Genomic DNA, 24,713 nt, shown 5'->3' with positions numbered 1-24,713 from the left:
CAAAAAACAGCCACATAAACCAAAATACATTGTATCAAAAATAGTCGTCAAAAAAGTCGCCAAAAAACTGACCACTTTACAATATTCTATCATTATCGCTCAATCGGCTCGTTAATCTGCAATTTAGCAGCAAGAAAAATGAGTTTACTCATAAATATTGTATTATCAGCGTGGCATAAGCAAGCAACAGTTACATATTATCTACATCAAGGCACATTTTTAATGAAAATGCTGATTTTTCAGTCTAAAAATACCGCGTAAACTCAATAAATCATCTTTGCGCCTACCTGTATGAGTAACTTAAATGAGTAACTTAAATGAGTAACTTAAATGAGTTACTTAAATGAGTTACTTAAATGGACTGCTTAAATGAACAACTGATACAAAGTCATTATTTTTGGTCTAATAGCAAAAAAGACGCAAAGCGTCTTTTTTAATTTACATACAGTATGCCGTAACGATTAACTTGCTTCAGAGGTCAAGTGATGTTGGTCTTGTGGAATGGCATCCCAACCTTCTTTCAAGGTTCTCAACACGCCCACAGCATCATCAATAGCTTTTACATCATTATTTAAATTAGCTTCGGTTATTTTCATAATTATAAAATCATATAATTGGCTTAAGTTACCAGCAATCTCTCCACCAGCTTCCATGTTTAAGCTATTGTTTAAACCATTAACGATCCCAATGGCTTTACCAATAAACACCCCCTTATCTGACATATTTTTATTTTCAATCGCATAACGACTCTGTGCAAGTCTCTCAAGACCACCAGCAAACATCATTTGAACAATTCGATGTGGTGACGCTATTGATATTTCACTATCAAGAGACACCTTGCGATATGATTGTAAAGAACTTCTCATAATAACCTACCTATATACCATCAATATTCTGATAAATCTTAATTTGTCTTTGATGAGACTGTTTCAAACTCAACAAACTCTGTTGATGAGACATAACTTTTGATGATCTACTTATAAAGCACTGAGTAAGCTTTAACTGTTCAGACAAACAAGTTGAAAATGAATCATCGATAGCGTCAGTTATTAATAAATTGATATATATTTGACGCTCACCAATGTACTTTTGCAATAATAACACCAAGTTGTCGGACTGCTCATTTTCAGCAGGAGTGTTCTCGAGTTGACTTAACATACCTTCAATAGTTTCGTTAATTACCTCAAGTTTAGGGCTCAATTTATACATGCGTTTTTACTCCCTAATGACGCCAGGTAACGATGCTAAACTGTTGGTCAAACTTGAGCTTTGGGAATTCAACTGAGAAACAATCAAATCCATTGCATTGAATTGTTTAAGTAATCGAGCTTCTAATTGCTCCATTTTTAATGTAAACGCTTCTCTTTGATCTGAAATGCGACTTTTTTCAGATGTATAAGTGTTATTTCGAGAATCAATAACGCCACCGCTTTTAGTGTAAGTCTTAACTAACTCATCGAATTTATATGCAACTCCGGTATCGCTAGTTGAAAAAACCCCTTCGATAAGCGACATATTATTTGTCACTGCATCAGTCAACTTATCATCATCAATCGACAATTTACCATCACGGTCAGTAGAAATACCTAACTCGTATAAAGCTGATTCAACACCGTCGACACTAACCCGTTCACTTACCATTTTTCGAAGTTGTGACTCTAAAGAACGAATAATTGAATCGCCTTGTAAAGCAGAAGCAGTCCCTTCGTCGACATCGAAAGAAGATAAGCTATCCATGGATGTTAGTAACGAATTGTATGCACTAACAAATGTTTCAATATTTTTCTTTACAGATTCTGTATCCTGGGCAATTGTTAATGTCGATATTGAGCCAACCTCTGCTTTTGTTAAAGAAAAAGTTACACCACTGATGGCATCATCAATAGTGTTACTCTGAGAGGTTAATGTTTGACCATCTATAGATATGATTGAGTTTTTAGCCTCTTGTAAGGTTTCTAAACTCGCACCGTTAAACATATTTGATAAACCTGTACCAGATGAGTCTGTTGCTAATACGGTCATCTGATTATCAGTTCCCGTGTCTTTCGAAGTAAATATAAGTCGGCTACCGGCATCGCTCTTAATAACAGTAGCTGTAACACCCGAGTTCACCGATGAACTATTAATTTTAGAAGCTATAGATGAAAGGCTATCTGTGAATTCAATCGCAATAGAAAAACTTTCACCATTAACTGAAAAATCAAGGCTTCCTTCGCCCACACCCAATGTAGGGTCAGTAACGTTGGCTCCTGCCAACTTTTGAGATTGTGCTAATTGTTCTACCTTAATCTCATAACTACCAGGTTGTGAGTATTGATCTGCTTTTGCAGTAAAAAAATCACTATCACCAGTTGAGACAGTGCGAATATTTAAAAACTCACCACTTTGCAGCTTTTTAACTGCATCTTGAAAGGTAGACAAACTACTCTTTAAAGTCCCCATGGCAGAGACTTTAGCATCTATTTTAGTTTCTGTTTTAGTGAACAATGTCTCTTTGGGTGTTTTCTCAGCATCAACAAGCACACTGACGATATTTGAAATATCCAACCCTGAACCAATACCTGTCGCGGTTAAAGCCATGACCTTGCTCCTTATAAACTGATACTAATAATCAAAGTAAAAAAGAAACCATTTTAAATGAATGTTAAATTCAAACTTCAATTTTCATCAAAATTCCTGACACTTCACTTAATTTTTCTGCCAACTTAAGCGCTTCTTCACTAGGGATTTGCCTAATGATATCACCTGAACTAACATCTTGAACTTTAATCACTTGTTTACCTGAAGCATCATCTACAGAAAACTTTAAGCCTTTCTGCATCATAGCAACCATATTAGTTAAATCAGAAGCAACCTGTTGCAATTGGGCTTTATCAACCTCTTGCTCAGCTTCTTGAACAAACTTGTCATTTGCAGCAGTGTCCGATACTGACGATAACTCATTCACTTTATTTTTCTCAGCCTTTTGTTCATTTAACACTGGCTGAGTACTTATATTATTTTTACTCATTTCTGAAGATCGAGTAAATTGAACAGTATTATTAACTTCCATCATACACCTCGGCGTACTTTGTAACCACCAGATATTATTTATCTTGCAGTAACAATAAAGGGAGAACCGTAATGGATCTCCCTAAACACTGCTAAAACAAACTTATTTAAAGTAGCGATAGAGCGATCTGAGGTAACTGGTTTGCTTGAGCTAACATCGCAGAACCTGTTTGTTGTAGAACCTGATTCTTCGTCATGGTTGATGTTTCTTTAGCAAAATCCACATCTACAATACGAGACTTAGCATCTGCAACGTTTGCTTGAGTATTGGCACTGTTACTAATGTTATACGCTAAACGATTTTGAATAGCACCTAAGTCCCCTCGTTGACTGTCAATTTTTGCTATTGCTTTATCAATTGCAGCTAACGATGATTTACGATTCGCCGAAGTAACATTCGTTATACCACTGATTGAAAGTGTAGCTTTATCGGTTTTAGCAACTTTAACTGTAGCATTTTCACCATTTTGATGACCAACTTGAAAGTTTTTTCCTGCAGAGAAGGTTCCAGTCATTAATTTTGTAGTACCAAATGCAGTCGTAGTACCAATATTATCGATTTCGGTAACCAATTGATCCATTTCTGCTTTTAGTGACTTCAAATCCGCAGTACTATTTGCACCGTTTTCGGATTGCACGGTTAAATCACGCATACGTTGAAGCATGTTAGTTTGTTCTTGCATTGCACCTTCTGCAATTTGAGCAATTGAAATTGCATCGTTTGCATTACGCATACCCACTTCCAAACCGTTGACTTGAGAGTTCAAACGGTTAGAAATGGCCAGACCTGCTGCGTCATCTTTAGCACTATTAATACGCAAGCCGCTAGATAGACGTTCCATAGAAGTTGCAAGTGCACCACTTGACGAATTCAAGTTTTTCTGTGCTTTTAACGACGTTACGTTAGTGTTTACTGTGATAGCCATGATTGCTTCCTCATATATTTCTGACTTGGGAGATGCCTGTATGCTTTGTCTCAAGTCAAACAGGTCTTGCTCGTTACAATATAATTAACGGCAGCAAAACCCTTACCTTTAGCTTTTTTTTTAAAAAAAACAAAAAAACATAGTAATACCTCTAAGTATCTTCGTAAAATAAATGATGTAAGTTAGTTCATTAGCATATTATGTTTTTCTGAATGCTTGGTGAACTTATCACCGCGACAAACTAGTACTATTTCGCCGAGCTAAAGCATGATTCAAGTTCAGTCGAAACAATCTTGTACTAATTTCATTTAATTCTGACTGTTTAAAAGTTTATAAGCTCGGTTGAGTTTCAACCGAGCGTTATCTACATCAAACATCCACTTAATACGTGCATGTTCGTTATTTCTGCCGTTTTCCCAAGCCGTAAGCGAAAGTCGTAGATCATCCCAAGTGGCGATTCGTCTATCCAAACATTGTCTGTTCATCACGCCAATCTCAATTTCTACCATATACAACCAACTGGCATGTTTTGGGGTGTAGTGAAATTCAATTTTCTTCAAGTTACGCCTAGCTTCTTCTGCTCAATAAGCTTTGTATAAAGGACCGGCGGTGTGCGTTGTATAGTTGTCTAAAACCACGTGGATTTTATCCGCATCAGGATAATGAACATCAACAAAATTCCGCATACACGCTGCAAAGTCCTCTCATGTTTTGGTTGCAGTTGCTTTAGCATGCCGCCAGCCTCGATGCCTGTCGAACATCAGATAGATATTGGCCAAATCTTCACGTCGGTATTTGTAATCATCTTTAGCTAAGTGCCCTGGTTAAGCTAATTTGGGCGGTTTTAGATGTGACACTAGTTGTTTCATTGCTTCATCAAAATTAACCACAGGATGTTTTTCATCTGCAGGCATTGCATAAATTTCCAGCATCTCTTCCATCTGCGCAATGAAGTCGCTGTTTAACTCGCCAATACACCACATCTTCTTTTGCCATGGTTTTAATTCATTGTGTTTCAGTCTTTGGCGGACCGTTTCTAGCGATACGCTTTCTAGTTCTGTCAGCGTAATTAATTTGTCTGCGATGAGCGCTAATGTCCAACGAGCGCGGCCATCTGGCGGCTCGCTACAAGCAATGCTGATCAATTTAGCATCTTCATTGGCGGAGAGTAATTTGGGTTGCCCTGTTCGTTTCCCTTCGGAGAGTGCAGCTTCCAGTCCGTCTTCAACGAACCGTTTTTTGGTTCGGTAAATCGTTGAGGTACTGGTATTAAGTAGCTCAACGATGTCTTTATCACTGTGCTTATGTTCGTTTGCAAGCAACAGAATGTTGGCTCGTTTTAACAAGCGAGCATTGTGTATGCCTTTGCTTAGTAAAATCTTTAAGGAGTGCAGTTCTTCTTGGGTCAACTCTACAAAGTAAGTGATATTCATGGCATGATACTCTCAACTATCAAAGACGATAATTGATCACAAAGCCTTGAGAATGTCGATCACCACAGAGAAAAAAATCAACCCCGCATTGAGCGTGAAACAAGGCCAATACCTCGATTTTATTTATTATTACAGCAAAGTGAACGGTTATCCGCCAGCTCAGGCAGATATCCAGAAGTACTTTGGTGTTTCAGCACCTACGGTTCATCAGACAATTTTGAAGTTAGAAGCAGACGAATTGATCAGCCGAACCCCGAGAGAAAGTAGCTCTTTGAAAGTGTTAATAAAAACCGATGAGCTACCGCTGGAATGGTAGCTCAATCGATCAAAACTAAATTGAAACGGTACTAGGTAGTGTAGAGTTAGTTAAAGCACTACGCAAAAAAGGGGTTAGCATCATGCTTTATCACAGCATTAAATTAATGGCGTGATTGAAACTGGTGGTGACGCAAGGCCTAGCTTGTAAAGTCACAACAAAGCCTAAGTACAGTGATAATGTGGCTGAAACTTGCTTAATATTAATTTTATCCAGTTGGGCCGAACCAAGTCTGAACAGGTGATGTGAGCCACTTTAAAACAGGTGAAGATAGGCTATATCTCGCGGTTGTTATAGATATGTATTCTCGCAGAATAGTCAGCTTGCGCATGACGCGAAGTTTAGTTGATAAAGCATTTTTGAAGACTTGCAACTTGCGAAAGCCACCCAAGGGCTTAGTGTTTCATAGTGGTAGAGGTTATCTACATTTGTTAAAGCAATTAAACTGCCAAAGCAGTATAGGTGAGTGCGTGTGGGAACAACATTGCTGTGGAGCGTCTCGTTGATAGTTTAAAGCATGATTGGTTCTTAAAAAATACCACAACATACTCGTCAACATATGTGTGATGATGAGGTTAAATATATGAACTATCAAATTGTAGAACGACTATAAACGACAAATACAGGCCTCTCGCCGATAGAATTTGAATCTGTTTAGAGCTGAGCATGGTTTGAATTGACCATAATACCTAAAGTAAAAATAAGAACTGGGAAGTCAAAGAAATAGGGTAAGGACATTTAGATATTCCGTTACTTAGCAGTTAAAGGCTAAGTAACGGAAAATATGTTACCCAAGTAATGATAATGCAACTTGCGGTAATTGATTAGCCTGGGCCAACATTGCTGAACCTGTTTGTTGTAGCACTTGATTCTTGGTCATTGTTGAGGTTTCTTTAGCAAAATCCACATCTACAATACGGGACTTAGCATCTGCAACGTTTGCTTGAGTATTGGCACTGTTACTAATGTTATACGCTAAACGATTTTGAACAGCACCTAAGTCCCCTCGTTGACTGTCAATTTTTGCTATTGCTTTATCAATTGCAGCTAACGATGATTTACGATTCGCCGAAGTAACATTCGTTATACCACTGATTGAAAGTGTAGCTTTATCGGTTTTAGCAACTTTAACTGTGACATTTTCACCATTTTGATGACCAACTTGGAAGTTTTTCCCTGCAGAAAAACCACCTTGCAATAGCTTAGTATTACCAAATGCCGTTGTAGTGCCAATATTATCGATTTCGGTAACCAATTGATCCATTTCTGCTTTTAGTGACTTCAAATCCGCAGTACTATTTGCACCGTTTTCGGATTGAATGGTTAAATCACGCATACGTTGCAACATGTTAGTCTGCTCTTGCATTGCACCTTCTGCAATCTGAGCTATTGAAATAGCATCATTCGCGTTACGCATACCTACTTCTAAACCACCAACTTGTGAGTTTAAGCGGTTAGAAATAGCCAAACCGGCTGCATCATCTTTTGCGCTGTTGATGCGAAGACCACTCGATAGACGCTCCATCGAAGTTGAAAGAGCCTGGCTCGATGTATTTAAGTTTTTTTGCGCTTTCATTGATGTAACGTTGGTATTTACTGTAATAGCCATAAATAATTCCTCATTCCTAGTTTTGTTGCCAAGACTGTGGAGCTTGGCTAAATTTTACAATTTAACGTGATTGCTTTTTTGTTATATGTAATCAAACAATGAAAGCGAACCCACTTTACTAAACACACTCGATACAGCATTAAGTGCAAGTTGTTGTTTTTCAAACTCAGTAATAGCTTTGGCAAAATCCAAGTCTTCTAACTTAGAAAGCGCACTGCTATTAATGATTTTTTCTTCCGAATGATTTGAAGAAATACTCTCTAAACCTTTCAAATTGTTGCCTGCAATACTTCTAGCGGTACTGACTTGATTTTGACCACTACCAATATCATTCAATAGTTGTGCCAACTGTGATTGGCTTTGTGCAGTAGATGTTGCGTCAGGGCTTTCTAAGAAAGCTATCGCTTGATTAAAAGCATCAAAAATACTTACTGTCTCTTTAGGCTCAATCGTAAAAGAGTCGCCAGCTGCAGGTACTCCCGTTAATTTCACTTCAATGCCATTGAAAGATAACGAACTTGTTGCGTCAAAATTAGTCACAGTTGTTGCAACAGTCCCTGCAGAGTTGACCACCTGCAGATCAACACCAGCGCCATTATCAATAAAGTTAAATGTATATGAATCAGGAGTATGAGGTGAATTTGTTATTTTGGCGCTTGCAACGGTAAAATCACCTTGCTGTGAAGACAAATAATTGACACCATAATCACCTAAAGGATTGGCGGCATTCATGAACGCTGTATCGCCAGGAACATTTGTTGACATCGCGACTCCGGATGCCACAACACTTTTTCTGATACCTGAATCACCGCTATAAACAATTTCACCATTCGTATCAAAAGCAAAAGGTTGAGAATTAGTTTTATTACCTGCAAAAATGTAATTACCCGATTCGTCTTGGCTATTAGCAATAGAAAGTAATTCTTGTAAGCTTTGCTTCATTTCATCGGCAATCATTTGCCGCTCATTTGAACTCAGGCTGCCGTTAGCACCACGCAATAACTGTTCTCGCATAGAGTCCATCAAAGACTCTGTGCTACCAATTTTACTCTCAGTTAGGCCTAGGCGATTTGTTGCGTAATCAATGTTCTTCTCATATTGATCAACCAAAGTGTTTTTTTGTTTAAGATTATCAATCGCTATGGCGGCTACTGGGTCGTCACCTGCGGTTTCGACTCTTTTGCCGCTCGAAATCTGCCCCATGATGCTATTAGTGGCTGATTGCTTTTCTAAAATGCTGTTGGTGCTTTGCTGAAACATTTGTCCGGTAGAAATTCTCATGGCTTATCTCCTAGCGAACCGAGCTTAATAAGGTGTCAAAAATCGTTTGCGCGGTAGACATAATCCGCGCGGCGGCCTGGTATGACTGTTGAAAGCGCAATAAATTGGCGGCTTCTTCGTCTAGATTAACGCCAGATTCGCTTTGTACTCGATCATACGCTTGCTGATAAATAGCTGATGCGGAGTCCATGCGTACTTCTGCGGCTTTGGTTTGGCTGCCGATATCTAACTTGGTGTTTTCAAATACGCTGGTTAAGGTGCCCGTGCCGTTGTTCATTAATTTGACGTCCGACAATTTAGCCATTTCGACTGCGTTGCTGTTGTTGCCTTCGGCAAAGGCTAAGTCGAACGTAAAGCTGTCGGCAGTTGCGGTACCACTTGATGTAATATCAAAGTCCATACCAAAGGCATTAATGTTGTTACCTGTATATGAGGTGCTTGGGCCTAATGACGCTCCAGCACTATCAAATGCTTGATAAGTATTGGCGGCGGTATCAATAGTAAATGTAATTGATGAACCGGTTGCAGTACCTTGAAAACCGGTCACACTTGAGTCCATGCTGTTTAAGCTAACTGAAGTATTACCCGAGTTTGTTGTGGCAGAGGTTAACGTCGGCCCAGCAGCTGCAATGCCTTTAGGGTCGGTCATTATCACTTTTAACCCCGCGGCTGCACCTGCTGTTGGGCGAATTTCAAATTTATCTCCAACATCCATTGCGCCACTGGCAATATTAATGGTGAAGCCTTCGCCACTCACAAGCTGACTGCCGGTTTGGGTTAATGTTGTCACACTGCCAGTTTGAGTATCTGTTAATTCAAAATCGCCTGCGGTAGTAAAGCTCAATTCATAACTGCTACCAGACAATGCACCGACATCGTCAATATTGACAGACATGGCTGCATTACCGGTGTTAGTTGAGTAACCGCCTGCGCGGCCTGTTGCCATTAACGGATTATTGATATCACGGAAAATATCGCTGCCCACGTCGCCATTTAAATCAAAACCACTTGATTGCATTTCATTAAAGGTATCGGCAACCCCTAATGCTAGCTGGCCTAACTCGTTGCTGGCTGGGATTAAGGTGTCGTCGCGATAAGCAAATAACGCCCCTAATTGGCCGCCTAATTTACTTGGGTCAACATTGAGGGTTTTATTACTAATCGATGCGGTGAGTTTGGGTTCGTTAGGGAATGGATCGCCGGCGCTCACACCGATGCTCATTGCCACTTCGCCCGACACTAACATGACCGAGCCGCCTAACATGATTGACTTGGCGCCAGTATCTAGAGGAATAACGTTAACTTGCGCGTATTCGCTTAGCTCTAAAATCAGTGCGTCTTGCTTGTCTAAAATCTCGTTGTTGTCGCCTTGACCTTTCATCAATTCTAAATTGATGTTGGCCAGCTCTTTACTGATTTCGTTTACGCGGGTGGTCACCGACTCAATTTGGCTATTGGTTTGTTTAACCTGGTTATCAAGCTGCGACTGCATTTGATTAATGTTGATGGCCATTTGCTCAGCCGAACTTAAACTATTACTGCGAATGCCTAAATCGGAAGGTAAATCGGCCACACTGTTAAGGCTAGCAAAAAAATCATTGATGCTATTGGGCACCATGCTACCGATTTGCGAGTAAAGCTCGTCAAGTTCGCTTAATTTTGAATATGTGGTTTCGGCAGCGCTCATGCTGGTTTGGCCGATGCGTAACTCGCGCGCGGCAAATTCGTTGTACACACGTTTTACGTCAGACACATAAGTCCCTGTACCGTAAAAGCTGTCGCCAAGACTTTGTGATTGTAAGGTTGCTTGAGTTGCCGTTTGGCGGTTATAACCTTCGGTATTGGCATTGGCGATGTTATTACCGGTTACCCCAAGTTGAGATTGAGATGCCATAACGCCGGTGCGCGCGATGCTAAGTAGATCAATCGCCATTATTTAGTCTCCAGGGGTAATACAGATTTAAGGCCTTCTTTTACCGACTTCATCACGTTAATCACCTTGTTGGCATATTGTGGGTCGGTGGCGTAGCCCGCCTTTTGCAATGCGCGAATAAACTGAGTTGGCTCGCTGGCCACTTTGCGCGCATCTTCGTAACGATCGCCTTGGCCAATAAATGACACAAAGTCGCTAAAGCTTTGTTCAAGGTCGTCGTACATTCTAAAGTCTGCTTTTTGTTGCACCGGAATGCCTTTTTCAAACTCTAGTGTGTTGACCGAGGTTTTTTCGCCTTGCCAACGCTTGTCGGCTTTAATATTAAATAAGTTGTGGCTCATGGTGCCGTCGTTACGGCGAACCACTTTTTGGCCCCAACCGGTTTCCAGTGCCGACTGGGCAATGAGCACTTCGGCTGACGTACCCAGGGTTTTAGCCGCTTTTTCTGCATGCGGATACAACACTGAAATAAAATGCTGTGGACTGGTAAACTCGCTCACTGCCACGCCTTTAGGCTTTAATTTGTTGGTCTCTTGCGGCAAGTTATTGCCTGCGCTTATCGCCGCACTCTCCGGTGTGGCAGCTTGCTTGTTTGCAAACGGTTGGCTTGCTAACTGCTCGCCGCGTAATACACTGGCCAATTGCTGTGGCATTACCGCAGCCATGTCGCTGTGATTAATGGCCTGGTGCGATGTTGCGACTTGCTCAGCAGGCGCGATAGTGTCTAAGGTGTCTTGATCAAGCTCGCTTGGCTGCGGCACAAACATGGTTGGATTGACTTTGTAATTGCTGTCACCACGCAATACCGACGCTGGCGTAACAGGGCTGTTGTTTGGGTCAAGCTGCTGCACCATTAAGTCAGCGAGGCCTAGCATGCCTTTGTTTGACAAATCGACCGACATTTGTTGATCAAGCATTTGCTCAAAAAACGCGGTGGTTTCGCTGTTCATCGGATTGTCTGACTTAAAAGCGGCATTGGCATCGCGCATGCTTTTCATGAGCATTTGAACGAAAATACCTTCAAATTGCTTTGCCGCTTCTTTAAGTGCCCCCTTCTCGTCTTTCTGGGCCTGGACACGAAGTGAATCTAGTCCTCCTAGATCCAGAAAGTTCGATGAATTTGACAACTTTTCCATAGTCATACCGACAATTTTTAGATGATGATAAGTTCACCATGCAAAGCCCCTGCCATTTTTAACGCTTCGAGTATGGCAAGTACATCGGATGGTGCTGCACCCACTAGATTGACGGCTCTTACAAGCTCATCAAGGCTGGTGCCTGGATTAAACATAAACATACGACGGTCTTTTTCTGACACATCGATAGTGCTATTGGTGGTGACCACGGTATCGCCACCCGCTAATGCGTTAGGTTGTGACACTTGAGTGGCCTCAGCGATGGTGACGGTTAAGCCGCCATGGGTTACCGCTGCAGGTAATAACTTAACGTGCTGACCGACCACAATGGTGCCGGTTCGTGAGTTAACAATGACTTTGGCTGACTCGTCTGCTGGCTCAACTTCAATGTTTTCAAGGGTTGATAAAAACGACACTCGTTGTGATGCATCACGCGGCGCACTGACCTGAATAGAAGTTGCGTCAATGGCTTTAGCCATGTCTGGGCCAAGTAAGTCGTTAATGGCGTCTGCTGTACGCTTTGCGGTAGAGAAGTCTGAGCGACGTAAATTAAATGTAAGGTAGTCACCACTTGCAAATGGGCTGGCAACACTGCGTTCAACAATCGCGCCACTTGGGATACGCCCAACCGTAGGGGTGTTTTGAATCACTTGTGAGCCATCTAGGCCTTCGGCACTAAAACCACTCACTATAAGGCTGCCTTGTGCAATGGCATAAACGTTGCCATCAACCCCTTTTAAGAAGGTTTGAATGAGCGTACCGCCACGTAAACTTTTGGCTTCGCCTAAACTCGACACGGTAACGTCAAGGTTTTGACCCGGCTTAATAAACGCTGGCATGTCGGCATGCACTGCCACTACCGCGACGTTTTTTGAATTAGGTTTTACCGAATCGGGTAAATTAATGCCAAAGTTTTTAAGCATGGTGCGAAAAGTTTGTTCGGTATATTTGGTTTTTTCACCGGTACCAGGTAAACCCACCACTAAACCATAACCAATTAACTGGTTACTTCTTACGCCTTGAATATTGGCGATATCTTTTATGCGCTCTGCATGAACAGGGGCTGTTAGGATTAACAGCGAGGTCATTAGCGACACCAGCAATTTGATTTTCATGTATTACTCCTTAAAAAGGCCACCAGTCACCCAAGAAAAACGAATTCAACCAACCCACTTTTTGTGAGTCTGCAAATGTGCCAGTGCCGCTGTATTGAATACGAGCATTGGCAACACGGGTTGAATCGATGGTGTTGTCTGGATTGATGTCTTGGCTGCGAACCATGCCGGTAACGCGAATAAACTCATCACCGTTATTAATTGAAATCCATTTTTCGCCGCGGATAACCAGGTTGCCGTTACTGAGCACTTGTATGACGTTAGCCGAAATGCTGCCATCTAAACTGTTAGATTGGTCGGCATCTGCTTCACGCTTGGTGTTCATGCTATCTGAGTAGCCTAGGTCAATTGGCACTCCGCCAATAGACACATTTTTACCGCCGGCATAGACAGGTGTAACATTTAAGTCACTGCCTTTAGAGATGTCATTATTGGCGCTTTTTTTGGCTTGAGTAGACTCTTTTAGCGTGACGGTGATGATGTCGCCGACGCGATGCGCACGAATGTCGGAGAACAAGCTCGATGCTTGCGTATCAAGAAAAATAGATCCCGTTGCGGCTACCTGCGTCGGCGGCGTGTCTGGGTATACCGGCGCATAGAATGGGTCATCGGCAATGGGCTTTTTTTGTGTAGAACTGCAGCCTGCCAATAAAATCATCGACGCTAACGTTATGTATTTAATCATGATAGCTCCTTAGAGATTCTGATTAACGTAAGACAACATTTGGTCAACCGCTGAAATGACTTTTGAGTTCATTTCGTAAATGCGCTGACCTTGAATTAAGTTCACTAGCTCTTCTGTCACGTTGACGTTAGAGGTTTCTAACGCGCCCTGACGAATGGCACCTAAACCATCTTGCGATGCAGTGCCTTGAATGGGCGTACCGCTGGCACCGGTTTCGGTGTAGAGGTTTTGCCCTAATGGGTCTAACCCTGACGGATTAATAAAGTCGGTCATGGTTAACTGGCCAATCACCTGGCTTTCTGCAGTGCCTGGAATTTGCACCGACACTTCACCTTCTGCTGACACAGTAATACTGGTGGCATCGTCTGGGATAGTAATGGCGGGTTGCACCACATAGCCTGAACCAGGAGTCACAATTTGGCCGGTATCATCCAGGCTAAATTGACCATTACGGGTGTAAGCTGCGGTGCCGTCTGGCATTTGCACTTCAAAGAAGCCTGAGCCTTCAATCATTAAATCTAATGAGTTGTCGGTGGTGAGCATGCTGCCCTGGGTAAACATTTTTTGGGTGGCGACCACTTTGGTACCGGCACCAATGTTTAAGCCATTAGGTAACTTGGTGTTGTCGGCACTGACGCCGCCGGCTTGATTGACTGTTTGATACAGTAAATCTTCAAACACAGCGCGACTTTTTTTGAATCCAACCGTACTGGCGTTAGCCACGTTGTTAGAAATGACCGCGATGTTTGTTTGCTGCGCATCAACACCAGTTTTACTTATCCATAACGCTGGAATCATAATAATTACTCCTAACTAATTTTCATCAAGGAAGTCGACGCACGATCGATTTCTTCGGCGTTCTTCATCATTTTGACTTGCATCTCGTATTGACGCTGGATCTCAATCATTGCGACCATTTCATGTACTGGGTTGACGTTACTGCCTTCAACGGCGCCGCTTTCTACTGCAACATTGGGATCGGTTGGCGCGTTACCGCCGGCCATAAGACGAAATAAACCGTCTTCACCGCGCATCATTTGATTGTTACCTGGATTAACCAGTTTAATGCGGGCGACTTCTTCGATGACTTCTGCGGTTGCGCCTTGAGGTCTCACTGAGATAATGCCGTTGGCAGCAATTTCGACGTGTTCAATGGGCAGTGGTAATACGATTGGCCCTGCATCGCCCATTACCGGGCGGTTGCTGCTGTTTACCAGCAAACCAGTACTGTCAAATTTTAAGCTGCCTGCTCGGGTATATGCTTCTGAGCCATCGGCGGCTTGTACGGCTATCCATCCATCGCCTTTAACGGCGACATCAAGATTACGACCCGTGGTGACAATGGGACCGCTTGCAAAGTTACTGCCTGGGCTTTCAATCATTGAAAACACGCGGCTGGGTAAACCTTCACCAAACGCCTGCATAGAGCGAGCTTGAGTCATGTCAGCCTTGAAACCGTCAGTATTGGCGTTGGCAAGGTTGTTAGCACTGACCGCTAAGGCATTCATGCCTTGCTTAGCGCCACTCATGGCAACATAAAGAAATTTGTCCATTTGCTGCTCCGTCAAACTTTCTACAAAATGAATATATGTAGAGTTATAGCAAGCATCATGCCAATGAAGTTTGTTGCTAGTGAGTTATATTCAACACGCTGAATGTAAAGGAGTAAAAATAGAAGGAGGGAGTGATTAAGAGTCAAAAAAACAGCAGTTTTACGATAGTGAAGGCGGTGTATTATTTAAATGGCAAGGTGTTGCCGACAACGGCAACACCTTGTTTATCGATTACGCGGAGTAATAAATAATTATCGGATCTGTAACACTGTTTGGTTTAGAGTGTTGTTCACTTCCAGGGTACGAGAGTTAGCCTGGAAGTTACGCTGAGCGGTAATCAAATCAACCAATTCTGTGGTTAAATCAACGTTTGATTGCTCAAGCGCAGAAGACTGAATGCTACCAAAGGTACCACTATTAGCTTCACCGGCTAATGCTTCGCCTGAGTCTAAACTGGCTTTCCATGAGGTGTTACCCACCTGGGTTAAGCCTTGCTCATTAGCAAAACGTACTAACGCAACACGCGCTAATGGCACAGTTGAACCATTGCTGTAACTGGCAGTAATTAAGCCATCCGAGCCAATGCCTACGTTGGTTAAACGGCCAACGGTAATACCGTCTTGGCTTAATGCAGTCACTTCAAATGGCGAAGCATATTGTGTTGGGTTATCAAATCTGACTTCAAGTGTTTGAGTACCGTCTGAGCCTGGGTCTAATACACCGGCACCTGGTGTGCCAAGTGTTACAGTAGTGATCGGCGAAGGATTAGTCCCTGTATAAGAACCAACATTGTTAAACGAAATCACTGCACCATTCCAAGCTCCTGTACCACTTGGGTTAGTTGCTGTTGCAGTTTCGCTAAGGGTACCATCACCAACACCATCGCCATCTGCATCTATTTGATAACTCCCTGGAGTTTCCACACTAACCGGCTCACCATCAACAGCATAAAATGCAAGCCAGTTACTCTCCCCTGTATATGAGCCACCTGTAGGTTTCACAAAATAGGTGGTCATAATATGCGACTCACCTAATGAGTCATAGATGGTTACTGAGGTTGAATTGTTGTAGGTGTCAGAATTGTCTGGGTCAAATGCGCTAGGATCTAACGCATCTTCGCCGACATTTAAATTCATTTGCAATTCAACCACACCCGTTTTAACTGGACTACCAGCAGTATCTGGAATTTGAATAGGTTTGGTTGTGGTTAAGCTTACTGAAGTTGAGTTACCTTCGTCATCTACAGGGAAACCTTGTAAAAAGTTACCTGCGGCATCGACCATATAGTTGTCTGAATCGACTTTAAAAGCGCCTGCTCGAGTGTATGATAAATCTTGAGTGCCAACACCAGAAGAGGTAACAAAAAAGCCGCCGCCACTGATCGCCATATCTAATGAGTTGCTGGTAAATTGTAAACTACCTTGGTGAAATTGCTGTGCCACTTGCGAAGTTGATACACCGCCGCCGACCGCCGTTTTACCATTAGAAAAAATTGAGTTTGCGTACACGTCAGCAAATTCAGCACGCGACTCTTTAAAGCCGACAGTGTTTACGTTGGCAATGTTGTTTGCCGTTGTGTTTAAGTCTTTTTGCGCGGCAGAGATACCACTCAATGCAATGTTAAATGACATAATTCACCTCAAAGGTTTTATTCATAATCAACACGTTTATTTAGTAAACTGTAGATAATGTTAAGTTTCAGATACGGCAAGTACGTCAGATAACTTAATACCGCCGACTCCGCGCAAATTCAAAATAGCCCCTGTTGCAGCGGTGCCTAACGACACACTGCTAACATGGGCATAAGTAGATACTGCTAAGTCCTGGGCTTCGCCATCGACTTTCCCGCTCGCCTTAATAGAGTACAATCCCTCTTTTACTGGCGAACCATTTTTATCCAGTCCATCCCAAGACACATCAATGTTACCGCCGGCGCTACCATCAACACTAAAGGTTTTAATGAGCTGTCCGGATTCATCTTGTACACTCACGGTAATAGTTTCCATGGCCGATGGCGTACTAATCACGCCATTTATACCAGGACTCTCAGCGGAAATAATCCCAGTATCAGAAGGGATTAATACCTTACGGCCAACGAGACTCGATGCTTGCAATGCCTGACTTGAGCTCATCACAGTATTGAGGTTTAAAATTTCATCGTTAAGATTTGAAATACCATCAACAGTAGAAAATGATGCCATTTGGGCAATCATTTGATCATTGTCTACAGGCTCAAATGGGTCTTGCATTGATAACTGCTGACTGAGCAATGCAAAGAAGTCTTCTTGCTTTAACAGCTGATCATTCGCTTCAGGAACCGCGCTCTGCTCAGGTAACCGAATTGAATCGAGAAACGAATTACCCGTGGTTAACGTAGTAGTGCTCTGCACTGAACTCTTGGTCACTGCACTCGTATTTGATGCACTGCTTGACGTTTGCGGTAAAGACTGACTGTAAGAATTAATTAGGCTCATAGCTGCCTCCTTGAAAAATCAAAACTATTTACCCATATTGAGCGTTTGTTGCAGCATTGATTTAGTGGCATCTGCTACCTGAACATTCATTTGGTAAGACCGCGAAGCTGAAATCATGTCAGCCATTTCTTCCATTACATTCACGTTTGGCTTGTAAATAAATCCGTCAGCATCAGAAAGTGGATGATCTGGCGAGTACTCTTTAATTAGCGGTTTATCACTTTCAACAATGCCCTTCACCGACACTCCAGGAGATTGATTTTGCTGATTGCTGGCTTTGGCCATTTCTGCTTCAAAAACTGGATGACGTGCACGATAGGTTTTATCGACACTGCTCGACACTGAGTCTGCATTGGCAATGTTACTGGCCGTGGTATTAAGCCTGACAGATTGCGCCGACATCCCTGAACCAGAAACATTAAAGATATTGAATAAACTCATGATTAATCACCTCGCAATGCTTTACGCATGCCACTAAATTTACTTTCAAGAAAACCCAGTGACATTTGATATTCGAGCGCATTTTGCATAAATGCAGATTGTTCTTTTTGCGTGTCGACTGTGTTGCCATCGCCGGTGTCGGGTTGAGTCGGCACACGGTATTGCACGTGTTGCTGTGTTAATGACGTTAAATCAAAGTGCTTTTCGGTGGTTTGACTCATGCTTAAGCCATTTTGATGAGAGCTCGCGGCTTTCATCGCAGAAGCAAAATCCACATCCCGCGCTTTGTAATGAGGAGTATTGGCATTGGCGATATTACTTGAAATCACTTCTGCTCTTTGAGAACGTACGCCCAACGAGTATTGGTGAACACCTAATGCATTATCGAAATTAATCGCCATAAAATTGCCTCCATCAGCTAACTGATAGAATTAAAGCAAGGGTTATGCCAACAATTTCAATAAAGGATGAATAAGTATTTTAAATGAACATGCCGACGAATGCCGGCATGATAAAGCTAGTAAGCTATTTATTTAACTAGGTTTTCTTTTGATAGTAAATACCAGGATTACAACGAACCATATTAAATTCTTCGGTTAAACCGGCAATAGATTCTGACGCACCTAAGAATAAAATCCCTTTAGGGTTAAGTGCGGCAGCAAATTGCCGCAAAATTTTAGCCTTTGCCTCTGGTGCAAAGTAAATCAGCACATTACGACAAAAGATAATGTCGTATTTACCTAATAAACTATAACTTTCAAGAAGATTATGAGCTCTAAAGTTAACCAGACGCTTCACATTGTCTTTCAGTTTCATGTTGCCCGACGGTAAAGCATCAAAAAACTGACGCTTACGTTCATCAGATAAACCACGCGCTAACGCTAAACTGTCGTATTCAGCATTTTTACAACGTTCAAGCATAGAAGGCGATAAATCCGTTGCCTGAATAGATGCTCCGCCAGGCAGTGCGCCAGGCTTACGTTGTTGGTATTCAAGTACCGTCATGGCGAGAGAATAGGGTTCTTGACCTGATGAGCAAGCAGCCGACCAAATCTTTAATGGACGACCTAACTTACTGTACTCAGGTAATAAGGTATTATGCAGTAACTCGAAAGGATAACGGTCACGAAACCATAAGGTTTCATTGGTTGTCATCGCGTCGATCACTTCAGCACGTAACTGGCGCTCAGTCGGTTTCATCGACTTTTTAACCACCTCTGATAATGAGGGTAAGTTATGCTTACCCATCAAAGGGGCCAAACGGCTACGCACTAAATATTGTTTATTCTCGCCTAACACAATACCGCTATGCTGTTCTAAAAACAGTCTAAATTGATTGTACTCTGCTTCAGCAAGTGATTTATCTGTCACATTAACATCCTAAAATAAGTAAGCTTATAGCGCTTAATAATTTACACGCTGTCATTATAGACAGTTATAAGCTCAAATGTTTGTTTACTGCGGCGGCCAATTCATCTGGGTTAAATTTCGCAATAAAATCGTTTGCGCCCACTTTTTGCACCATCGCCTGATTAAATACGCCACTGAGTGAAGTGTGTAGTACCACTTTGATATTCTTCAATTTTGGATCGTCACGAATTTCAGCCGTTAAGGTATAACCGTCCATTTCTGGCATTTCGATATCGGAAATAATTAACGGGATTTCGTGCGATACATCGTCCATTTCAGCCGCGATAGCTTTAAGTTTATTTAAAGCTTCTCGGCCATCTTTGGCAGTATCAATCTGTAGATTTAGCGATTCGAGTGAGCGAATAATTTGCTTGCGTGCCACGGCTGAGTCGTCAATCACCATAATGTGGTAATGCTGTTCTCTATCGATGGTTAGCGTTTCGTTCACTTCTTTACTGATCGCGGTTTTAACCGGAGAAATCTCATCAAGGATTTTCTCTACGTCTAAAATCTCAACCAACTCGCCTTCAATTTCGGTTACTGCCGTTAAATAAGAATAACGCCCTGCACCTTGTGGTGGTGGCATGATTGCAGCCCAGTTCATATTGATAATACGCTCAACGGAACTCACCAGGAATCCTTGCACACTGCGGTTGTATTCAGAAATGATAATGAAACAATTTTCAGTCGACGTGAGTGGACGGCCACCGGTTGCAGCACTTAAATCAATGACCGAAATGGTTGTACCACGAATGTGAGCGACACCTTTAACAAATCGATTTAATTTAGGTAATGTGGTTAATGGAGGACATTGCAGGACCTCTTTAACTTTAAACACGTTAATACCGAAGCGCTGACGACCATTAAGCCTAAACAGCAGTAATTCTAATCTGTTTTGCCCAACAAGTTGGGTACGTTTGTTTACTGAATCTAAAATGCTCGACATAGCGGGGCCTTGTAGTTAACTGTCACCCAAAAGGATACATTTGTTATTAAAATTATCGTAAAGCCTAATTCTTGATAATAAACTTAATTTGTTGATAAAGTTCAATTATCGATAGTAAAACCCGGTTCGCAGTACCCAGTTGCAATATCCACACTACCCGGTTGCAATAATGAATACGTTGTTGATAACACATTTTACTGGCAACGCACACCAGTTAACCATTGCCAGGTCGACTACACAATGAATACTTATCGCCACAACTTATCAACACAAATAGGCATACAACTTGCTTAGATTAATAAACTAGCCGATACGGTATTTTTTTGACGGAGGATAATGAACATGATTCGCCGCCATACCCATCGATTATTAGTCTATTCAATACGTCTACATTATCCGCGTATTAATCGTTTTTCAAAGTATAGGTGCATTCTGGCAAAACAAGCTAGTATCTTCATTATGAAAGTATTTTTTTTATGTTTTTTGTGCTTACTCTCGCTTTCTTTACCGGTATTTGCCAGTGAAGAAGCCACTGCTCCTTCATTATCGACCATTTATCAATTAGCTAAAGAGGCCGTAGAAAAAAAAATTGATGTAGAGTCAAACGCTAAGGTCGAAATTACCCCACAAAATTTAGAAGGAAGGCTGACACCGCCACGCTGCTATCCTCCAATATCGGTTGAGTTAGCCAGCGAACGAGATGTCACTCGAAATAACACCGTTAAAATAAGCTGTGAAACTCCAGATTACGACTACCCGTGGCAGATGTACTTGTCTGTAAGAGTTGATATTCAATATCCTGTTATTGTCGCGACTGAATTATTGTCACCCAATCAGATTCTTAATTCTGATGACTTAGCCATTATGTATGTAGACCAATATAGTTTGAAGGGACAATTCTTTTCAGATAAAGCGAGCCTACTCGGTTCGCGCGTAAAACGTCGAGTCGCTAAAGACTCACCGATCATTGGCAGTAATCTTTGTTTTGTCTGTAAAGGAGACATGGTCTCTATATATGCTAAGACACAGAGTATCGAAATTAAAACCTTGGGTGAAGCATTGCGTGACGGCAATATTGGAGAAGCTATTAAGGTCAAAAATAGCAAAAGTAACAAACGACTAGAAGCTGTAGTGATTGGTGTTGGTGAAGTTGAAGTTAGGATGTAAAATAGATTAAAGTTTTTTCCACGAGCGCCGATAGCCTGTATGGAAAACCTAATACATTACGCTGGAGCCTCACATGGCAATTGATATTAAGCACAATACTGCGACCAATACACAGATGCGCACAGCACGTGACACGCAGTCTACTTCACAAACAAACACTGCTGCGCCACAAAAATCGGCTGCACCCGTTAAAAGTGATTCGGTAAGCATTACTTCGCAAGCGCAACAGCTGCAAAGTGCTCAAGGCAAAATGGCTGCATTACCTGAAGTGGATCAAAAAAAGGTCGCTGAAATTAAACTGGCTATCTCAGAAGGTCGTTATAAAGTCGACCCAGAAAAATTAGCTGCGAATATCGCTAGTTTTGAAGCTGAACTGAGCGGCCTATCGTTCGATAAAGAGTAGCCTAGTCCGTTACTCTTTATTGTATTTTAACCTTTGTTATCGGTGCACTTTTGCATCATAGGAAAGTGTTGACTACGTAAACCAAAGAGTAATATATGACCGATATAACTGTGCTACTTGATGCTCAACATCAAACTCTCACTCTGCTTAAACAGCTCATTACTGAAGAAAAAGACGCATTACTCAAGCAAGATGCTGACAAACTGTTAGCGCTCGCTAAAGATAAATTGCAGCGCATGAGCTTACTCAAGGCAACGGATGAAAAGTTAGCTGCCCACCCAGAGGCGGAAAAGCTGACCTCTGTACCTGAACTTGCCCAAAAAGTTGAATCGGCCAAAGCTATCCTTGCCGAGTGCAAACACATCAACACGCAAAACTCTAGCTTAATAGAGCATAATATTGCCACGATAAATCGTTTAGCCCAGGCGCTACAAGTGAGCCGTAATGCCACTAGCCTCACCTATAACGATAAAGGCAAAACCTCGACAATTTCGAGCTTAGGTAATGATTTTACTGCCTAGGACTAGGACGCTTCGCTGCTAGAGACGCTTCGCTGCTAGAAACTATTAAATCTGATCTAGCACCTAGCAGGACGCAGTCCGACCTAGTATCTAGCAGGACAAAGTCCGTCCTATCAGCGCAGCGACCCTAGCACCTAGTAGAGAATTTACTGCGCTAACATATCCTGCTTTAAACTGTCTTGCGCTGGATTATCACCCAACCAAATCTTTAATAACGCCTGACGAAATGCCTCTCCTGCAATGTTACCTTGAACATGGCCATTTTTAATACTGGTCACGCCCTTGCCTTTTTGAGTCACAAAAGTAAATTGATCGCCCTCAACAATTTCATCGGCAAACAATTGAGTAAATTGTTGAATATCCGTTTTAATCGAACCAATATTGTTATCGGTTGCCGCATCAAAGCCTTCTTCAATCGCATTGCGCATTTTATCTGAGGTGATCATCCCAGAGGTAATGGTTAATTGAATCACCGCAATCGGTTGCTCAAGCACGCTATCTAATTGGTTTACTGTTGCAGGCAAATATAAATTGCCGACATATAAGTCCATAAAAAACTTACTGCGCACGCCTGCACCATTCAGCACTAAGGTTTGATCTGCAAACATCGCTTGATCCGCAACATTCACATCAGCAACCATTTTTGCCTGTACTGCAGTTGGTGCTAACGTTGGCAATAACACCGAAAAAGCCAAACCGATTAACGCATAAAGTTTCATGTCATCTCTTTTAAATAATCTGTTATTCATAAAAGTGGTTATCATCTGTTTTAGTAGAGTCTATTAATCTCGAGTAGACACATAAGCTCTACATACAAATGATTTCAACACCAGGTTGTCATTCATAGAATATGTAGCTCTAACCTCTAACACCTAATTTATATTGACCATTTTGCTCAAACATCAATGCTTGTTTGTGTTTTTGCGCCATTAAAATTGGACCATCATCAAAAAATAAAAAGCATTTCCAGTTACGAACAAACACATCCCAACGGGTTTCTAACACTTGATATTTTTCATAACAGAAATAAATCACAGTATCATCTGGCCATTTAATGTGTTCTAAAATAGCTTCAGGCAATGCATTATCATGAGAATCCCACGCCGACTGCCAATGCTCAGTCGCACTCCAAGCATCCTGCTTTGCTGGCCAATCACCTTTTTCGAATAGTTCCGCACGGCTGCTTTTATTGCTTATCCACTTATTCCATACTTCCATGGCACTTTTATCAGCCAATGGCTTGATCAACGCCTTGTCATCGTCTGACACCGGCAAATCTTTATGGTTAAAAATCCACTTACGCTTATAAAGTTCAAACGGAATATATGAGTGTGACAAACAACTGCTCCTGGCAACATAAAATGAGGCGCAATTATAGCGTTAAAACAAGGTAAACTGCGATAGAGTACAGCAGAAAATAAAGACAAAGATTTAAATGGTCATTACCCAGTAAACGAGGCGGGCGGCAATCACAAAAATCAAGATAAACAAAGTAGAAAAGCATTAAAGTATATATGCATTGCATTTCAGATCATGTTATTGAAAATGCAGGTAAAAGCAGCTTTGGGCATCACAACACGCAGAGCTTCGCGACACTAAAAAAGGCCTACACGTTCAAAAAGAGCGCGATTTAGAACGAACCATCGAAAGCAGGAACGTTATGCGTAGTGGCAACATTCAAACCATTAGTTAGACCTGATAACAATATCATGGTTTTAGGGCGTAGATCTTGCTGAGCTAATGACCAATCTGGAAGTAAAAATTCTTTTCATCGAGGATTTATTTTTAAAAACGCTTTTTGCAGAGACGAACATCCCACTGGTCGTCAAGTGGCCAACGAGTAATGCCTCGTTTGGCTGATTTACAGGCATAACGTGATACGATTGAGGGGGAACAGACAAGCTATTAACTATCTTACGATGGCGAGTTTTCAGCCATATTTTAATCTTGAAACCTCTTTAAGTTTACGCATAGAAATAGGTGGCGTGCCATGGTTATTCTTAATCATCAAAAAAGAAATGAATCAGGGTGATAAAACACCTACTGGCTGGGCGAAAAGTATAAAAATAGAACTATACCATTTTGGCCGAACAGTAATCTGTATCGATGGTATTGAGTGTTCGCAAAACATCAGGGGCTGATCATACTCGATCGCTTTTCATACATCCTTTTAAAAACAAAGAGATAAAAATAGCTTGATTGATCTCGCCAGTGTGATCAAATAGCGCTCTTTTTCTTTGTCTTTATACTTAATATGCTTAAACATCTCGATAAGATTACTGATTGCCGTTCCCATATAAATCAAGAACATGA

At 41.8% G+C, this 24,713-nt stretch carries 26 protein-coding genes and 2 pseudogenes; 5 read left to right on the top strand and 23 right to left on the bottom strand.

Features of this window, described 5'->3' with window-relative positions; translation table 11 throughout:
• Nucleotides 1–461: 461 nt before the first annotated feature.
• The 6 genes and pseudogenes from fliS to ACROAE_RS15895 form a co-directional block, all read right to left on the bottom strand.
• Nucleotides 462–866 carry a flagellar export chaperone FliS gene (gene fliS / locus ACROAE_RS15920; RefSeq protein ID WP_432403501.1) on the bottom strand — a complete coding sequence of 135 codons (405 nt, stop codon included), beginning with the start codon at nt 864–866 and terminating at the stop codon, nt 462–464.
• Between the two features lie 10 nt (nt 867–876).
• Nucleotides 877–1,209, bottom strand: a complete 333-nt coding sequence (locus tag ACROAE_RS15915; protein WP_432403499.1) for a flagella biosynthesis chaperone for FliD, FliT — start codon at nt 1,207–1,209, stop codon at nt 877–879.
• Nucleotides 1,210–1,215: 6 nt separating this feature from the next.
• Entirely contained in the window at nt 1,216–2,580 is a 1,365-nt protein-coding gene (gene fliD / locus ACROAE_RS15910) for a flagellar filament capping protein FliD (protein ID WP_432403497.1), read from the bottom strand.
• Nucleotides 2,581–2,650: 70 nt separating this feature from the next.
• Nucleotides 2,651–3,055 (bottom strand): flagellar protein FlaG, encoded by a 405-nt coding sequence (locus ACROAE_RS15905; protein ID WP_432403495.1) that lies wholly within the window; start codon nt 3,053–3,055, stop codon nt 2,651–2,653.
• 103 nt (nt 3,056–3,158) lie between these two features.
• The gene (locus tag ACROAE_RS15900) at nt 3,159–3,977 is read right to left on the bottom strand and encodes a flagellin (protein WP_432403493.1); all 819 of its coding nucleotides are present in this window, start codon (nt 3,975–3,977) and stop codon (nt 3,159–3,161) included.
• Between the two features lie 308 nt (nt 3,978–4,285).
• Nucleotides 4,286–5,410 (bottom strand): annotated as a pseudogene (locus ACROAE_RS15895) (IS630 family transposase).
• 52 nt (nt 5,411–5,462) lie between these two features.
• On the opposite strand from ACROAE_RS15895, the gene ACROAE_RS15890 reads away from it, so the two are divergent.
• Both ACROAE_RS15890 and ACROAE_RS15885 read left to right on the top strand, forming a co-directional pair.
• Nucleotides 5,463–5,726, top strand: coding sequence for a LexA family protein (locus tag ACROAE_RS15890; RefSeq protein WP_432403491.1), 264 nt, complete (start codon nt 5,463–5,465; stop codon nt 5,724–5,726).
• Nucleotides 5,727–5,971: 245 nt separating this feature from the next.
• Complete coding sequence (locus tag ACROAE_RS15885) at nt 5,972–6,232, top strand: hypothetical protein (protein ID WP_432403489.1); 261 nt, start codon at nt 5,972–5,974, stop codon at nt 6,230–6,232.
• A gap of 281 nt (nt 6,233–6,513) precedes the next feature.
• Here the strand turns inward: ACROAE_RS15885 and ACROAE_RS15880 are convergent, their stop codons facing one another.
• The 14 genes from ACROAE_RS15880 to ACROAE_RS15815 form a co-directional block, all read right to left on the bottom strand.
• Nucleotides 6,514–7,335: a flagellin gene (locus tag ACROAE_RS15880; protein ID WP_432403486.1), complete on the bottom strand. Its 822-nt coding sequence runs from the start codon at nt 7,333–7,335 to the stop codon at nt 6,514–6,516.
• Between the two features lie 81 nt (nt 7,336–7,416).
• On the bottom strand, nt 7,417–8,616 hold the full coding sequence (flgL, locus tag ACROAE_RS15875) for a flagellar hook-associated protein FlgL (protein ID WP_432403483.1): 1,200 nt from the start codon (nt 8,614–8,616) through the stop codon (nt 7,417–7,419).
• A gap of 10 nt (nt 8,617–8,626) precedes the next feature.
• Nucleotides 8,627–10,549, bottom strand: coding sequence for a flagellar hook-associated protein FlgK (flgK, locus tag ACROAE_RS15870; RefSeq protein WP_432403481.1), 1,923 nt, complete (start codon nt 10,547–10,549; stop codon nt 8,627–8,629).
• On the bottom strand, nt 10,549–11,685 hold the full coding sequence (flgJ, locus tag ACROAE_RS15865) for a flagellar assembly peptidoglycan hydrolase FlgJ (RefSeq protein WP_432403479.1): 1,137 nt from the start codon (nt 11,683–11,685) through the stop codon (nt 10,549–10,551). The genes flgK and flgJ overlap by 1 nt, the downstream gene beginning before the upstream one ends.
• A gap of 17 nt (nt 11,686–11,702) precedes the next feature.
• Nucleotides 11,703–12,800, bottom strand: a complete 1,098-nt coding sequence (locus ACROAE_RS15860; RefSeq protein WP_432403477.1) for a flagellar basal body P-ring protein FlgI — start codon at nt 12,798–12,800, stop codon at nt 11,703–11,705.
• Between the two features lie 10 nt (nt 12,801–12,810).
• The gene (gene flgH, locus ACROAE_RS15855) at nt 12,811–13,485 is read right to left on the bottom strand and encodes a flagellar basal body L-ring protein FlgH (RefSeq protein WP_432403475.1); all 675 of its coding nucleotides are present in this window, start codon (nt 13,483–13,485) and stop codon (nt 12,811–12,813) included.
• 9 nt (nt 13,486–13,494) lie between these two features.
• On the bottom strand, nt 13,495–14,283 hold the full coding sequence (gene flgG / locus ACROAE_RS15850; RefSeq protein ID WP_160054578.1) for a flagellar basal-body rod protein FlgG: 789 nt from the start codon (nt 14,281–14,283) through the stop codon (nt 13,495–13,497).
• A gap of 11 nt (nt 14,284–14,294) precedes the next feature.
• A complete protein-coding gene (gene flgF / locus ACROAE_RS15845) occupies nt 14,295–15,038 on the bottom strand; it encodes a flagellar basal-body rod protein FlgF (RefSeq protein WP_432403473.1) in 744 nt (247 codons plus the stop codon).
• 251 nt (nt 15,039–15,289) lie between these two features.
• Nucleotides 15,290–16,669 carry a flagellar hook protein FlgE gene (gene flgE, locus ACROAE_RS15840; RefSeq protein ID WP_432403471.1) on the bottom strand — a complete coding sequence of 460 codons (1,380 nt, stop codon included), beginning with the start codon at nt 16,667–16,669 and terminating at the stop codon, nt 15,290–15,292.
• A gap of 60 nt (nt 16,670–16,729) precedes the next feature.
• On the bottom strand, nt 16,730–17,512 hold the full coding sequence (flgD, locus tag ACROAE_RS15835; protein ID WP_432403469.1) for a flagellar hook assembly protein FlgD: 783 nt from the start codon (nt 17,510–17,512) through the stop codon (nt 16,730–16,732).
• A 24-nt stretch (nt 17,513–17,536) separates the two neighbouring features.
• Complete coding sequence (gene flgC / locus ACROAE_RS15830) at nt 17,537–17,953, bottom strand: flagellar basal body rod protein FlgC (protein ID WP_432403467.1); 417 nt, start codon at nt 17,951–17,953, stop codon at nt 17,537–17,539.
• Nucleotides 17,954–17,955: 2 nt separating this feature from the next.
• A complete protein-coding gene (gene flgB, locus ACROAE_RS15825) occupies nt 17,956–18,354 on the bottom strand; it encodes a flagellar basal body rod protein FlgB (RefSeq protein WP_432403465.1) in 399 nt (132 codons plus the stop codon).
• A gap of 136 nt (nt 18,355–18,490) precedes the next feature.
• Entirely contained in the window at nt 18,491–19,324 is an 834-nt protein-coding gene (locus tag ACROAE_RS15820) for a CheR family methyltransferase (protein ID WP_160054565.1), read from the bottom strand.
• Between the two features lie 64 nt (nt 19,325–19,388).
• Nucleotides 19,389–20,309: a chemotaxis protein CheV gene (locus ACROAE_RS15815; protein ID WP_432403463.1), complete on the bottom strand. Its 921-nt coding sequence runs from the start codon at nt 20,307–20,309 to the stop codon at nt 19,389–19,391.
• Between the two features lie 459 nt (nt 20,310–20,768).
• Here ACROAE_RS15815 and flgA point away from each other — a divergent pair, with 459 nt between their 5' ends.
• The 3 genes from flgA to ACROAE_RS15800 all read left to right on the top strand — a co-directional run bounded on the left by flgA (nt 20,769) and on the right by ACROAE_RS15800 (nt 22,400).
• Entirely contained in the window at nt 20,769–21,476 is a 708-nt protein-coding gene (gene flgA, locus ACROAE_RS15810) for a flagellar basal body P-ring formation chaperone FlgA (RefSeq protein WP_432403461.1), read from the top strand.
• A 73-nt stretch (nt 21,477–21,549) separates the two neighbouring features.
• Nucleotides 21,550–21,879: a flagellar biosynthesis anti-sigma factor FlgM gene (gene flgM / locus ACROAE_RS15805; protein WP_432403459.1), complete on the top strand. Its 330-nt coding sequence runs from the start codon at nt 21,550–21,552 to the stop codon at nt 21,877–21,879.
• Nucleotides 21,880–21,974: 95 nt separating this feature from the next.
• The gene (locus ACROAE_RS15800; protein ID WP_432403457.1) at nt 21,975–22,400 is read left to right on the top strand and encodes a flagella synthesis protein FlgN; all 426 of its coding nucleotides are present in this window, start codon (nt 21,975–21,977) and stop codon (nt 22,398–22,400) included.
• A gap of 146 nt (nt 22,401–22,546) precedes the next feature.
• Here ACROAE_RS15800 and ACROAE_RS15795 read toward each other — a convergent pair whose 3' ends face one another.
• The 3 genes and pseudogenes from ACROAE_RS15795 to ACROAE_RS15785 form a co-directional block, all read right to left on the bottom strand.
• The gene (locus tag ACROAE_RS15795; protein ID WP_432403455.1) at nt 22,547–23,119 is read right to left on the bottom strand and encodes a chalcone isomerase family protein; all 573 of its coding nucleotides are present in this window, start codon (nt 23,117–23,119) and stop codon (nt 22,547–22,549) included.
• A gap of 139 nt (nt 23,120–23,258) precedes the next feature.
• Nucleotides 23,259–23,738 carry a DUF2947 domain-containing protein gene (locus tag ACROAE_RS15790; RefSeq protein ID WP_432403453.1) on the bottom strand — a complete coding sequence of 160 codons (480 nt, stop codon included), beginning with the start codon at nt 23,736–23,738 and terminating at the stop codon, nt 23,259–23,261.
• A gap of 361 nt (nt 23,739–24,099) precedes the next feature.
• A pseudogene (locus tag ACROAE_RS15785) lies at nt 24,100–24,408 on the bottom strand (IS21 family transposase); the annotation flags it as partial.
• Nucleotides 24,409–24,713: the final 305 nt, after the last annotated feature.

The organism is Shewanella sp. MF05960, from assembly GCF_050849305.1.
Taxonomy (GTDB): domain Bacteria; phylum Pseudomonadota; class Gammaproteobacteria; order Enterobacterales; family Shewanellaceae; genus Shewanella.
This window is presented reverse-complemented; position numbering and strand designations above follow the sequence as displayed.